A 13033-nucleotide genomic window follows, 5' to 3' on the forward strand; every position below is an offset into this window, starting at 1 on the left:
CTGAAGTCGGGGCTTTTGCATGGAAAGATTACTGCTTACTTCACGGGCTTGAAGCCAGTGCCGTCGCTGAATTTATAGTCCTTGAGGGGCTTGGTTGTCTTGAATTTTTCCAGCTTCCGGGGGTTCATGTCGATGGTAGGCTTGACGTTGTTTTCGGGGCGGAAGCGGGCTTTCGAGTTTCTTTTTTTCGAGGCCTCGGCCGAGTGACCGAAATCCCGGTGGGCTTTCACGCGGGGTTTGCGCCCGTGGTCCTGCGCAAAGCTGGCAGAGGAGGCGAGAAAGGGAAAGGCGAGGAGGAGAAGAAGTTTTTTCATGATAAATAGCGGCGAAGGAAAGACAATAAAATTGGCGGATGTAAGAAGGGCCAGGCCGCTATCTGCGGGCTGGTACGGTTGAAACGCAGATAGCATTCAGGGGGTTGCGATAAGCTGAGCCGCAGCGGCTACTTGCTTATAAAATGTTTCGCAGGTCTTCGCGTAGGCCGTCGATGCCGCGCCGGATTTGGTCCCACACGCTCGGCTCAGAGCCATCGGCGGGGGTGGGGTACTGCACGAGCTGCTCGGCCAGGCGGGCGCGCTTGGCTTCGAGCGCCTCGGCGTGGGCCTTGTAGGTGTTGGTGGAGCCGGCCGCCGTGGTGTGTGCCCGGTTGTGCAGGGTCTGGATTTTGGCATCCAGCTCATGCAGGGCCTGGCGGAGCGAGTATTCGGAGAGCTGGGGCGGGCGCTGGCCGTCGGGGGAAGGCGTGCTGGACATAGCGGAGAAGGGAACCAGGTGAAAAGGTCCCTGTTTTACTGCTTTTGCCGGCGAAAAGATTTCCCGGCCCCGGCGGGAGCTACCCGGCCACGGCGCGCGGCAACCCGGCCTCACGGGCCAGGGGCGCGGCACCCGACTGCCACAAAGCCGCCAGCACGGCGTTGGCGGTGGGGGCCAGCTCCACGAGGTAGTCTTCGTGCAGGCGGGCGGTTTGCTTCAGGGCCTCCAGCGTGCGCTTGGTGAGGTGCTGGAGCAGCGGCTGGGTGGGGCCGTGCAGCCGGGCCGTGATTTCCGGCTGGTGCTGAAACACGTTGGCCAGCAGCCGCCAGCTCAGCTCGGTTTCGCCAAACAGGTCCTTCGTGACTTTGGCGTGGTAGGCCAGTCGCGCCTGCAACTGCCGCAGTATCACGAGCAGGTCGTTGGGCGTTTGGTGGAAACCCCGCACCGGGTCGTCGACCTGGGCGCGGAGGGCGGCGCGGCGGTTTTCCAGCGCGTCAGGGCCTTCGAGCAGGCGGTAGGCGAGCTGCTCGGTGAGCAGGGCATCCTGGGCCACGAGGCGGGCCAGGAGCTGGTCTTTTTCTTTTTGCGGGAGTTGGAAAAGGGCGCGGCGCAGGTCGGGGGAGAGGGCGGGCATGTGTTCTGTGGAAGGGAACCAGCGTCAAAATAACGCAGGCTATGCCGTACGCCACGCTCGGATAATGCGCCAGCTGCTGAGCATCGTTATCAAGGCAAGTACGCAGAGGGATGCCCGCCATTCTGGTTGCCAAAATGACTGAAGAAACCGCAGCCCTTCCAGCTGCCAAAAATCCGTCACCCAATTGTCAAATTGCACCCAAAATGGCAAAGGGGGAGGAGGAAGCTCCACAACATACTTAACGTCAATGCCTGACAAACAAGCATCTAGGTCTGTCAGTGGGTTATAAGCATAAGTTAATGCGTAAAAAGTGACAGGAAAATGGTAGAAGTCAATCCAATACTGCTTAAATCCTTCTTTGTTCATAAGGTTCAGTAGGAACACGAATTGCTCATAGCGTGCTTCTCGAGCAAATCGCACTCGGACTCCACCATCTTGAGCAGTGTCAGCTTTAATTGCACGTATTGCAGTCGTTATACATTCCTGTGTCTGCAAATCAGATTTAGGATTGCCGGAAAAATAAGCCTCTCGCCAAGGACGCAACTTTTGAGCTTCGGCAGGCGGGATTATGTAATAGCCCAATTCTGGTGAATTAGATTGTTTAATTGTTGGCGCAGTTAGTTGCACCACATACCTCGGCTTAAGTTGCTCCTGCCATAGCCCCACCGCCCCGCACCCCAGCCACAGCAGCCCCGCCAGTGCCAGCAGACCCGGCGGAAACAGTAGTGCGCGGCGGTGGCGGCGAGGTAGGTGGAAGTGCATAAGCGAGGTGGGCGCAGGTGTTCGCGGCTGGTTGATTCGTACGAATGTAGAAAAGCAAAACGCAAAAAAATGCCTGCCAAATATGTAGTTGGGTAACATTTCGCGTACTCCGCTGGTCTGCCTCGTCACGCCCTTATATTTTATGTCTTTCCGCTACCTGTTGCTTTTGCTGCTGGCGCTGCCGCTGCGGCCCGCCCACGCCCAAACCCCGACTGATACCACCCGTGCCGTAGCCCTGCCCGAAGCCACCGTGACCGGCTACGGCCAGCGGCTGCCGCTGCGCCGCACCGCCGCGGCCATCGGCGTGATTGACGCCCGCATCATCGAGCAGTTCAACCCCGCAGCCCTCACGCAGGCCGTGAACACGCTGCCCGGCGTGCGGCTGGAAGAGCGCGCCACCGCCAGCTACCGCCTCAGTATCCGGGGCAGCACGCTGCGCTCGCCCTTTGGCGTGCGCAACGTGAAGGTGTACTACAACGGCATTCCCTTCACCGAAGCCAGCGGCAGCACCCCGCTCAACCTGCTCGACCCCGCCCTCATCGGGCGGCTGGAGGTGCTGAAGGGACCGGCCGGTAGCGTGTACGGCGCCGGCACGGGCGGTGTGGCGCTTTTTGGTACGCCGGAAGTGGCGGCGGGCACCAGCCGCGTGGCGGCCGGGGCCACGGTGGGCAGCTACGGCCTGCGTCGCAGCACCGTCACGGCCGAAACGGGCAGCGCCACCAGCAGCGTGCGCGCCCAGTACGCCCACCAGGAGCTGGACGGCTACCGCGAGCAAAGCGCGCTCCGGCGCGACGTGTTTGCCCTGGATATTCGCTCTGTGGCCTCGCCCAAAACCACGCTGGCGGCCCATCTGCTGTACACCGATATAAACTACCAGCTGCCCGGCGGCCTCACCCGCGCGCAGTTTGCGGCCGACCCACGGCAGGCGCGGCCGGGCACGGCCACCGCGCCCGGCACCGTGGCGCAGCGGGCTTCGTATGCCTCGCGCTACGGTTTGCTTGGGCTCACGTACGAATACCGGTTTACTGATAAGCTGGAGCTGCAAACCACTCTGTACGGCAGCGGAACGGCCATTCGCACCCCCTTTCTGGTCGATTATGAGCGCAACACCGCTCTGGGCCTGGGCGGGCGCGCGGCCCTGAGCTACCGCACCAGCCTGGCCGGGCGCGTGCTGCGCCTGCAGGGCGGCGCCGAGTACCAGGGCAGCTTTGCCGATGCGCGCAGCTACCAGAACAACCGCGGCGCCGTGGGTGCCTTGCGCTACAACGACGAAATAACGACCAGCACCGGCTTCGCCTTTGCCCAGGCCGACTACAGCCTGCCCGCCGATTTGCTGCTCACCGTGGCCGCCAGCTACAACCGCCTCCGCTACCGCATTGCGCGCGTGAGCAACGCCGCCACCCAGCCCGATGCCTACCAGTTCAGCCGCGGGTTTCGTCCCGAAGTTTCCCCCCGCCTCGCGCTGCTAAAAGAGTTCAGCCCCACGCTTTCGGCCTACGCCAGCGTGAGCACGGGCTTCTCGCCGCCCACCATCGAGGAAATCCGCCCTTCGGATGCCAGCCTCAACCGCGAGCTGCAGGCTGAGCGCGGCACGAGTTACGAGGTGGGCGTGCGGGGCAGCGCCTTCGCCAACCGCCTGCGCTACGAGCTGAATGCCTTCGATTTCCGGCTGCGCGAAACCGTAGTCAGCAGCACCACCGACCAGGGCGTGGTGGTGTTCCGCAACACCGGCCGCACCACCCAGCGCGGCCTCGAAGCGGCTGTGAGCGGCTGGCTGTGGCGGCAGGCCGTGGCCCCAGCTGCTGCGGGCCTGGCCCCGGCCGCCGAAACCGGCCTACGCGCCTGGGGCAGCTACGCCTACAACAACTTCCGTTTCGGGAGCTACACCAGCGGCGGGCAGGACCTGCGCGGCAACCGCCTCACGGGCACCACGCCCCACACCCTCAGCGCTGGCCTGGATTTCAGCGAGCGGCTCGGCTTTTATTTCAGCCCCAATCTCAGCCACCAGGCGCAGGTGGTGCTCAACGATGCCAACACCGAGCAGGCACGCGGCTACTGGGTGTTCGGCGCCCGCGGCGGCTGGCGGCGCACGCTGGCGGGCCACCTCGAAACCAATCTGTATGCTGGCCTCGACAACGCCACCGACCGCAATTACAGCCTGGGCAACGACCTGAACGCCTTCGGCCGGCGGTATTTCCAGCCCGCGCCGGGCCGCAGCTGGTATACCGGGGCCAGCCTGGGCTGGCGCTGGTAGGGAGCCGTGCAGCGGCAATTGCTGTGCGCCATCAAAACATCATGCTGAGCTTGCCGAAGCAGCTCTACCGTGGAAGTAATTCGTTTACTACTGCGGTAGAGATGTTTCGGCTGCGCTCAGCATGACGGCCTTTTTGCTGCGAGTGCTTGTATCTACTACTTACCGAACGGGCTAAAAAAACGGCTTCCATCGCATGATAGAAGCTTTTTTATGTGACACGAAGCTTAGCCCTGGTTTGGGGTTTGCTCTTCGGGTAGGGTGAAGGCGCGGTCGCTGGGGTCGGTCAGCTCGCGGGGCAGGTTCTCGGCGGAGGCCGGCGCGGGGCCGGCGGCGTTCATCGCCTGCGTGTCTACCCGCAGGGAGTCGTCCATCTCGTCGGCTTTCTCCTGGCCTGAGGAATTGTTGTTGTCGAGGACCTGGCCGTGGGTAGCCGCGTCGAGCATGGCAGTAGAAGCGCCATCGCCGATGTTGGGGTCCTGGCTGTTGCTGTCGTTTTGTTCTTCGTTTTGAGGAGACATGGGAAGGGGTGTTGGTTGGTTGTTAGCTACTTGTTGTCAATTGTTGGGTCGGGAAGGCCTCGATATGAGTAAATCATAGCCTGACAACCGACAACTAGTAACTACTTATTTATGCGTGTCGGTGCTGTCCGATTCGTTGCGGGTGTTGTGGGTGCCACCACCGGCCCAGCGGGGGTCGTCTTTGGCCCAGGCTGCGCGCTGCTCCTCGTTGCTTTCGTCCTGGGTGGCGCGCACGGCGTCGGGGGCCTGGTTCTGCTCTACGTGGCCGGTTTGGTCGGCAGGGTTGGCGGGGGCGTCTTGCGCATCCTTTTCGCTGCGGAATTCGCTGAACTCGTCGGGATTGTCGTTTGAGCCGTCGCGGCCGTCGGGCCGGGCCGTGCCGTTGGCGGGCTTCTCACCGCCAAATTCGCCGTAGGCAGGTTTGTGCGCGTTCACCGCCGGGTCGTTGGGGTTGGGGTGGGCCGAAGCCGCACGGTCCTGCTGGTCCTGGGGGCGCGAATCGTTGTCTGGCGAGTTGGGGGTGTTTGGCGTATCCATGAGAAAAGAAGAAAGAAGGGAAGAAAGAGTAAGAGCAAACAGGCTAAGCCCGTTTCTGAGGTTCTTTACGCAAATCAGCCGCCGCCGGTCATTTCTACTCGTATTGCCTACGCTTAACCATCTCCTTTTTTCATTGCTTCGCGCTACCAGGCCTTTCCCCATGTCCATTCAGCACAGCCCCACCGACCAGCAGTTCACCACCACCCGCGACGGCTTCGAGGCCGAGCTGGCCTACTTCCTTCCCGCCGACGGGGTCATCGACTTCACCCACACCTTCGTCGACGAAGGCCTGCGCGGCCAAGGCGTGGCCGATGAGCTGGCCCGCAGCGCCATGGCCTTTGCCCGGGAAGAAAAGCTGAAAGTGAAAACCAGCTGCACTTTCATGGCCGGCTTCGTGGCCCGCAACCGCGACGAGTACGCCGACCTGCTGGCTTAGCGCCAGTGGGCTGCCAGCCAAAAAAAAAACCCGGCCGCATTACACGGCCGGGGTTTTTCAAATTCGGGGCTAATCAACGGCTATTGCACCACCAGGCGGCCGGTGTATTCCGCATCGGCCACGCTCACGCGCACGGCATACAGGCCCGCGGGCAGGCCGCGCAGGTCTACCTGCGCGCCCACGGTGGCGCTGAGCGAAGCCGTGCGCTGGCGCACGGAGCGGCCCAGCATGTCCAGTACCTCCACGGTAGCGGGGCGGGCGGCCGTCAGGCCGGGCAGGCGCACCTGCACGGTTTCGGTAGCGGGGTTGGGGGCCAGCTCCAGGGTGTTGCGAAGCACCGAGGCCGAGCGGGTAGCTGAAACCGTGCCGCAGGCCGTGCTGGTGTAGCTGCCCACGCCCGAGAAGTTGTCCACGCCGCCCGATGCCCAGGTGCTGCTGCCGAAGGGGCCGTTCCAGCGGCCGCCCTGGTTGGTGGTGGGCAGGCGCACCATGGTGTTGTTCAGCGTCGAGCCGTTGGTGATGGTCCAGGAGGTAGGGCGCTGGCCAATCACGCCGATAACGTCCAACGTGTCCGTGCCGTCGAAAAGGGCAATGGCGTCGTCGCCGTTGAAGAAGGCCACGTTGCTCTGAATATCGGCCGCGGCCGCCACGGTCGCATCCGTCACGTCCGTGTTCACAATTACGTACACGTCGCCGGGCGCTACGGTGCCCGCCAGGCCCAGAACGAACGTGGGCGTGGTGCTGGCACCGTTGGCGTACAGCACCACCCGCTTGCCGTTCAACGACATGGGCGCGTTGGTGGGGTTGTAGATTTCCAGCACCTTGGTGTTGCCCGTGCTCGACTCCACGTACTGCGAGAAGTAGGGCTTGGTGCACGGCGCGGCGGCTGGCGGCGTGTCGTCGTTCACAATCGTGAGCACGTGGGCGCTGGGCGTGTCCCGGAGCACGAAGGGGTTGGAGGGCGTGCCCAGCAGCAGGCGCACGGTCTCGTTGGGCTCAAAGGTGACATCGCCGGCCACGGTCACGTTCACGGGCTGCGTGAGGGCCGTGGCGCTGGCAAAGGTGAGGCTGGTGGTGCTCAGGGTATAGTCGGTGGGGCTGGTGGCGGTGGTGCCGGCGGCGTCCACGGTCACGGGCACCGTGAAGGGAAAGGTGATACTGCCGGGGTTTGCCAGCGTCACGTTGGCGGTGTAAGTGGTGGTGCCGGTATTGCCCTCCGGAATACTGCCCGACGCGGCGGCAAAGGCAATGGTAGGCGCGGGGCCATCGTCGTTGGTGATGGTGAGGATGTGCGCGCCCGGCGAACCCACGCTGCTGCCGGTGCTGGGGTTGGTCAGGGTCAGGACTACGGTCTCGTCGGCTTCGGGCTGGGTGTCGCCGTTCACGGTCACGGTCACGGTCTGGCTGATGCCGCCGGCCGCGAAAGTCACCATAGCCGGCGAGGCGAAGCTGAAGTCGCTGCCGTTGGTGGCGGTGGAGTTGGCCGCGTCCACATTCACTTGCACGGTCATGGCCGTGGTGGCGGCGGGGCTCAGGGTCAGGGTGATGGTGTAGGCGCTGGTGCCGGCGTTGCCCTCGGCAATGGTGCCGGTGGTGGTAGCGAAGCTAAACGTAGGGCCGGCCGGAGCAAAGCCCCAGGCCGTGGCCACGGAAGCCGGGTAGGCAATGTAGGGGTTGAAATTGCCTTGGCTGGCGGCTACGCGGTTGTTGCGCTCAATCTCGCGGGCATCTACCGGGTCGGCCAGGTGCCAGCGGTACAGGGTGGGCATGTCGGCCAGCGCCCCGATAACGCCTTTGCCCGCATCGAAATTCTCGTTGGCGTGCATGGTGTAGAAGTAGAACGCCGCGCGGGCCAGGTTGCCCTTATGGTCTTCGCGGGGCTCAAACTGCGAGTTGGTGTCCTCGCTGTACTCGTCGATGTTGCTCGTGGGGATGGTGGTCAGGCGGGTGGTGCCGCGCAGCCAGCCCAGGGTGCTCGCGTCCGGAATGTCGGCAAACGGGTCGGCGCCCCGGTCCGAATTCCACTGAATGCGGGTAGGGAAAAGGTGGTGAATGTCGGAGCGCATGCGCACTACTTCGTTAAACCACGATTGTGGAATGGTGTGCTCGGTATTGATGTCGCTCACCACGCTCGGGTTGGTACTGGTTGAGTTAAAAGGCACGTTCTCGGAATAGCCCGAATACACGCACACGACGGTGTTATTGACGTTGTCGATGTAGTTGTACATCCGGCCGCGGGCCGTGCTGTAGTCCAGCACGATGCGCTTGCCGTCGTACCAGTTGGCACGGTACCAGTCGCGCAGGGCCACGCCTTCAAGGTTGGCGGGGGCGGGGGCAGGCATGGCCGGCACAGTTTGGGCGCTCAGGGAGGCAGGCAGCAACGCCAGCGCCAGACACAAAGAAGTAAAAAGATGTTTCATAGGATGATGTCAAGCCGGGAAAGAAACAAAGATAACAACCCGGCCTGATGTCAAAACTCACCCGCTCAATACCAACCCAAGAATTGGTTGGGCCGTACTTTCGCTACGTCATTTTCACTCATTTTATATCCTTTCACCCATGCCAGACATCACCTCCACCGAACTCCACCAGCGCCAGCAAGCCGGCGAAACCCCCACCATCATCGACGTGCGGGAGGCTTGGGAGCACGAAGAAGGCCGCATTCCCGGCGCCCAGAACATTCCCCTCAACTCCCTGCCCGAGAAACTCGACGACCTCGACGAGCTGAAAGACCAGGAAGTCATCGTGCACTGCAAAGGCGGCACCCGCGCCACTTCGGCCAAAGCCTACCTCACCCAGCAGGGCTTCACCAACGTGCGCAACCTGGAAGGCGGCTTCCAGGCTTACCAGCAAGGGTAGGGTACTGCATCAAGCGTAAAAACCCCCAGCCCCCGTACACCTTTCCCATCTGCCGCATAAGCCAGCTCCCCCCGGTCCACCAGTTCACGCACGGTGGCCGTGACGGCCGTGGCCTGCGCCGGAGCAAATGCCGCCAGCAATTCGCGCGGGCTCTGCGCGGCCTGGCGCACCTGCGCCAGCACCGGCTCGCGCAGCGAGGGCACGGCGGCCGTGGCCTGGGACGCTTTTTTATCGGCCAGGCAGATGTCGCACACGCCGCAGCGGGCCGGGTCGGTTTCGTCGAAATACGTGAGCAGCAGCACCTGCCGACAGCGGGTGCCGCCCAGGTACTGGCCCACGGCGTTGGTTTTGTGGCGGGCCAGGTCGCGGGCGGCCGTCATGCGCACCTGGTCGATGGGCAGCTTGGGCGCGTCGAAGCGCGGCGTGGTGAACATGGCCTGCGGCGACTCCTGCCGGGGCTGGTAGTGCAGGATGCCGGCCGTGTGCAGGTAGCGCAGCTGCTGGCGCACCTCCACCACGCTGCGGCGCAGGTGCGTGGCCACGGCATTCTCCGAAATGGTCTGGAAATCGGCAAATAGCTCGCCGCCGTGCAGCCGCAGCAGCGCCTTTATCAGCTGGTCGTGCTGCGCATTGGCCACCTGGAAGGCGTACAAATCCTGATGGTTGAGGATGAGGTGCACCCGCGCCGGCGTGTTCACTGCCTCGTTCAGCTGCACGAAGCCTTCGCGCTGCAAAATCTTCAGCGAGTTGTGGGCGTCCACGGCCTTAATGCGGTAGGTTTCGGCAAACTGCTGCAGGTCGAACTCGAACGCGGCCAGCTCGCCGCCGCCCACCGCCGTGCGCGAGTAGTTGGCCAGCGCCTGGTACACGCGCCGCACCGTGTCCAGCGGCGGAAACGACTGGTTGGTGCGGCGGCGCAGTTCGTCGGCGTCGTTGGGCCCGGCCAGCAGCACGGCAAAGGCGTACTGGCCGTCGCGCCCGGCGCGGCCGGCTTCCTGGTAGTAGGCCTCCAGGGTGTCGGGTGCGTCGAGGTGGGCCACGAGGCGCACGTCGGGCTTGTCGATGCCCATGCCAAAAGCGTTGGTGGCCACAATGAGGCGGGTTTTGTCGGCAATCCAGTTCTGCTGCACCTGGGTGCGCTTCTCGGGGGGCAATCCGGCGTGGTAGGCGGCGGCGGCAAACTTGTGCTGCTGCAGAAAAGCCGCCGTGTCCTCGGTCTGCCGGCGCGTGCGGGCGTACACAATGGCGGTTTTGTTGGGCCCCACGCCGCGCACCACTTCCAGCAGCCGGCGCAGCTTGTCCTCCGTATGCAGCACCGAATATGAGAGCTTGGGCCGTGCAAAGCTCTGCCGGAACACGCCCGAGCCCGGCCGGAACTTCAGTTTCTCCACAATGTCGGCCTGCACCTGGGCCGTGGCCGTGGCCGTGAGGGCGATGACCGGCGTGCCCGGCGGCAAGGCCTCGCGCAGCTCCGCGATGCGCAAATACGGCGGCCGGAAATCGTAGCCCCATTGCGAGAGGCAGTGCGCCTCGTCCACAGCCAGCAGGCCCACGTTCATCTTGGCCACCCGCACCTGAAACAGCTCGGTGAGCAGCCGCTCGGGCGACACATACAGAAACTTTACCGAGCGGCCGTACACGCAGTTGTCCAGCGCGTGGTCGATTTCCTGGTGGCTCATGCCCGCGTAAATGGCCTCAGCCTTTAGCCCGCGCTTGCGTAGGTTGTCCACCTGGTCCTTCATTAGGGCAATGAGCGGCGACACCACAATGCAGATACCGGGGAGCGCCAGCGCCGGGACCTGAAAACAGATGCTCTTGCCGCCGCCGGTGGGCAGCAGCGCCAGCGTATCGTGCCCGGCCAATACCGAATTGATGATTTCCTCCTGCCCCGGCCGGAACGCGGCGTGCCCCCAATGCTCCTTCAGCAGGGCCAGGGGCGAGGTTTCGGTAGGAGCGGAGGACATGGGGCGAAGGTACTGCCGCCTGTTATTAACCAAAGGTTGGTTGCCGTGCTGCACTTGCCTTGCCCAGCAAGACCACCGAATGGCGAAACACGCCTCGGAAGGAGCTCAAGAAACTCATCCTCGAACAGCATTTCGTAAACTCGCATTGCCCTGCAATGACCCAATGGCAATTAATGCTAGGCAGATGCAGGGGTAAACGAAAAGGAGCTATTTTACATACTATACCCGTGCCGCGCTACTTTTAGCATGTCCTGGTCCCACGTCGACCCGTGACAGAAAACTATGACCCACCTGATGAGGCGCGTTTTGCCGGTTGTGCTGCCACTCCTCTTGAGCACGTGCGTGGGCGAGGAGTTCGACATGAGGTTGCGCGTCGTCAACAACACCCCCGCCACCGTCTTCATCGAGCTCTCACCGAGCGGGCAGTTTGTCACCACTCCTGTGGTGGTTGATAACATCCGAGGCGATACAGTGTGGAATGCAATGCGGTGGGCCGGCCGCGGGATAGTTCAAGCCACATGCCGCCGGCTTTGGGCAGCTGGGAGGAATACATTAACAAGAAATGTGAAGACAGCACCCTGACCGTTTTTTTGTTTGATACGACGCTCTTAACCGGCGTGCCACGGGACAGCCTCGTGGTCCAGCAGCGATACACCAAAAAGTACGAGTACAAGGCCAAGGACTTAGAAAAGGCGAGCTGGCGCGTCGTGTTCAACTAACGAAGCAGCCCAGCCGGGCAAAAAAGAACGGTGGTTGATGACCGCCCTCCGCCCGCCTGAGTAAGTCCGTTCAGTTAAACGGTACTGCCTTAAACGGGCTCCGTTCAGTTGAAGGAGCATAATCGCACCCGCACCTGCCAATAGACCACTTTCGATTTAACATGCTCCCTTGTGTCAACGGCCCCGCCCGATAACCGTCTGCAGGGTGGCGGTGGTGCGGCGTCCGTTCTGATAAGCTGGGCCCCACGGTGGCGTATTGCGAACGGCTGACTCGAGTGCTTGGCGCCCGGCGTCATCCAGCGTGAGTTGACCACCGATGGCTTTCACCCGTGCGAAACCCAACTCATCGACTGCAAGCTCCAATTCTAGCGTAGCCCCCCGCTTCAGTTGCTGCCGTTGTGGCGCCGCAGTCAATACCTTTTCCAAATACTGGGTGAATTGAAAATTGTCGTACGCTATAAATTGTGGGGCACGGTCCGTCGGTACGATGCCAGTGGGCTTGGCCACAAACGTCGCCGGCATTTTAGCGGCCACGCGCTTGGCTGCGCCACCAAATGCGCCTTGCTGGGAACCGAACAGGGCGGTGGACTCACTGGCCGCAAACCACACGTGGTTTAAACTGTCGCGAACGGCAAACGTAACCGTTGGGAAGCTGCCGGCCTGTTGGTAGCACACTACATCGGCGTAGAGAAAAGGAAAACCGGCACGCTGCTCCAGCAACTGCGCCAGGGTATCCTGCTCCGTCGTGACGCGGTAGCCGTTGGATTGCAACTGCTGCCGCAACGGTGCGAGTACCGCGCTAAAATCCTTGGTAGAATTGATGAGTAACGGGCCAGCCGGATTGGATACGCTGAGGTAAACCACCGGCCGTTGCGCGTGGGCTTCCGATGCGAGTAGCGCGAAAACGCTGGTTAGCAGACAAATTACCCATTGACAAAGGAAGGCAGGAATTCTTTTTGGTAGGAGCATGGCGTGATTTATCAACAGAAGGCTGTGTCAGCCGGCCGATTGGGTTTCTTGACTTGTTATGGTTGAAAGGTAATTGGATTCAAGAAAACGGTAGAATTTTTAACCTTTTACCAAAAAAGCCCGGGACCTCACGGTCTTGTCCTTACCCAAAACTTGAAAGAGCGCCGGCCGGCAGGTCGGCGCTCTTTTTTGGTTTCGTGGTAGCTTGCGAGCATGAGTATTTCGACGCATTTCGGGGACGCCCAGCAGTGGGCGCAGACACATTTTGGCGCGGTGGGGCTGGGCGATGTGCGCCGCAACCGGCGGGTGTGTACCCTGGCGGCGGGCTGGGCCCGGGAACCCGGGGCTAGCATTCCGCGCCTGAGTCAGGGACAGGCGTATGCCAGCAAGGCCGCTTACACGCTGCTGGGGCACCCGCAGGCTACCCCGCCCCGGATGCGTTGCAAGCGCCGCACCGCCAGCACGTGAGCCAGCAGCTTCAGGCCCCCGGCACCTACCTGCTCATTGAGGACACGACCGAGGTGAGCTGGCCCGAGGCCGCCGAGCGCCGCCCCGGCCTGGGGCCCGTGGGGCAGGGCAAGGCCTACAGCCAGGGGGTGCTGCTGCACTCGCTGTGGCCGCGGCCTGG

General features: G+C 62.6%; 14 protein-coding genes. 5 read left to right on the top strand and 9 right to left on the bottom strand.

Annotated elements, in window-relative coordinates; all coding sequences use genetic code 11:
• Window positions 1-35 precede the first annotated feature (35 nt).
• The 4 genes from BEN48_RS02660 to BEN48_RS18545 form a co-directional block, all read right to left on the bottom strand.
• The gene (locus tag BEN48_RS02660) at window positions 36-314 is read right to left on the bottom strand and encodes a hypothetical protein (protein ID WP_070732675.1); all 279 of its coding nucleotides are present in this window, start codon (window positions 312-314) and stop codon (window positions 36-38) included.
• A 136-nt stretch (window positions 315-450) separates the two neighbouring features.
• Entirely contained in the window at window positions 451-753 is a 303-nt protein-coding gene (locus tag BEN48_RS02665; protein WP_070732676.1) for a hypothetical protein, read from the bottom strand.
• A 79-nt stretch (window positions 754-832) separates the two neighbouring features.
• Entirely contained in the window at window positions 833-1387 is a 555-nt protein-coding gene (locus BEN48_RS02670) for a hypothetical protein (RefSeq protein WP_070732677.1), read from the bottom strand.
• A gap of 39 nt (window positions 1388-1426) precedes the next feature.
• Entirely contained in the window at window positions 1427-2149 is a 723-nt protein-coding gene (locus BEN48_RS18545; RefSeq protein ID WP_125932444.1) for a hypothetical protein, read from the bottom strand.
• Window positions 2150-2291: 142 nt separating this feature from the next.
• Between BEN48_RS18545 and BEN48_RS02675 the strand changes: the two genes are divergently transcribed.
• Window positions 2292-4403, top strand: coding sequence for a TonB-dependent receptor family protein (locus BEN48_RS02675; RefSeq protein ID WP_070732680.1), 2112 nt, complete (start codon window positions 2292-2294; stop codon window positions 4401-4403).
• Between the two features lie 224 nt (window positions 4404-4627).
• Here BEN48_RS02675 and BEN48_RS02680 read toward each other — a convergent pair whose 3' ends face one another.
• Complete coding sequence (locus BEN48_RS02680) at window positions 4628-4921, bottom strand: hypothetical protein (protein WP_070732682.1); 294 nt, start codon at window positions 4919-4921, stop codon at window positions 4628-4630.
• Between the two features lie 105 nt (window positions 4922-5026).
• On the bottom strand, window positions 5027-5458 hold the full coding sequence (locus BEN48_RS02685) for a hypothetical protein (protein ID WP_070732683.1): 432 nt from the start codon (window positions 5456-5458) through the stop codon (window positions 5027-5029).
• A 160-nt stretch (window positions 5459-5618) separates the two neighbouring features.
• On the opposite strand from BEN48_RS02685, the gene BEN48_RS18375 reads away from it, so the two are divergent.
• A complete protein-coding gene (locus tag BEN48_RS18375; RefSeq protein ID WP_070732685.1) occupies window positions 5619-5894 on the top strand; it encodes a GNAT family N-acetyltransferase in 276 nt (91 codons plus the stop codon).
• Window positions 5895-5974: 80 nt separating this feature from the next.
• Here the strand turns inward: BEN48_RS18375 and BEN48_RS02695 are convergent, their stop codons facing one another.
• Entirely contained in the window at window positions 5975-8314 is a 2340-nt protein-coding gene (locus BEN48_RS02695; protein WP_083320694.1) for an endonuclease, read from the bottom strand.
• 139 nt (window positions 8315-8453) lie between these two features.
• On the opposite strand from BEN48_RS02695, the gene BEN48_RS02700 reads away from it, so the two are divergent.
• Window positions 8454-8753, top strand: coding sequence for a rhodanese-like domain-containing protein (locus BEN48_RS02700; protein ID WP_070732690.1), 300 nt, complete (start codon window positions 8454-8456; stop codon window positions 8751-8753).
• On the opposite strand, the gene BEN48_RS02705 is transcribed toward BEN48_RS02700, so the two are convergent.
• Window positions 8738-10717 (bottom strand): RecQ family ATP-dependent DNA helicase, encoded by a 1980-nt coding sequence (locus tag BEN48_RS02705; RefSeq protein ID WP_070732692.1) that lies wholly within the window; start codon window positions 10715-10717, stop codon window positions 8738-8740. The two genes, BEN48_RS02700 and BEN48_RS02705, sit on opposite strands and share 16 nt — an antisense overlap.
• Before the next feature lie 518 nt (window positions 10718-11235).
• Between BEN48_RS02705 and BEN48_RS02715 the strand changes: the two genes are divergently transcribed.
• Window positions 11236-11436 (top strand): hypothetical protein, encoded by a 201-nt coding sequence (locus BEN48_RS02715; protein ID WP_070732695.1) that lies wholly within the window; start codon window positions 11236-11238, stop codon window positions 11434-11436.
• Window positions 11437-11610: 174 nt separating this feature from the next.
• Here the strand turns inward: BEN48_RS02715 and BEN48_RS02720 are convergent, their stop codons facing one another.
• Window positions 11611-12405, bottom strand: coding sequence for a hypothetical protein (locus BEN48_RS02720; protein WP_070732697.1), 795 nt, complete (start codon window positions 12403-12405; stop codon window positions 11611-11613).
• A gap of 213 nt (window positions 12406-12618) precedes the next feature.
• Here BEN48_RS02720 and BEN48_RS02725 point away from each other — a divergent pair, with 213 nt between their 5' ends.
• Window positions 12619-12873, top strand: a complete 255-nt coding sequence (locus BEN48_RS02725) for an IS4/Tn5 family transposase DNA-binding protein (RefSeq protein WP_070732699.1) — start codon at window positions 12619-12621, stop codon at window positions 12871-12873.
• Window positions 12874-13033 lie beyond the last annotated feature (160 nt).

This window comes from Hymenobacter glacialis, from assembly GCF_001816165.1.
GTDB classification, from domain to species: Bacteria; Bacteroidota; Bacteroidia; order Cytophagales; family Hymenobacteraceae; genus Hymenobacter; species Hymenobacter glacialis.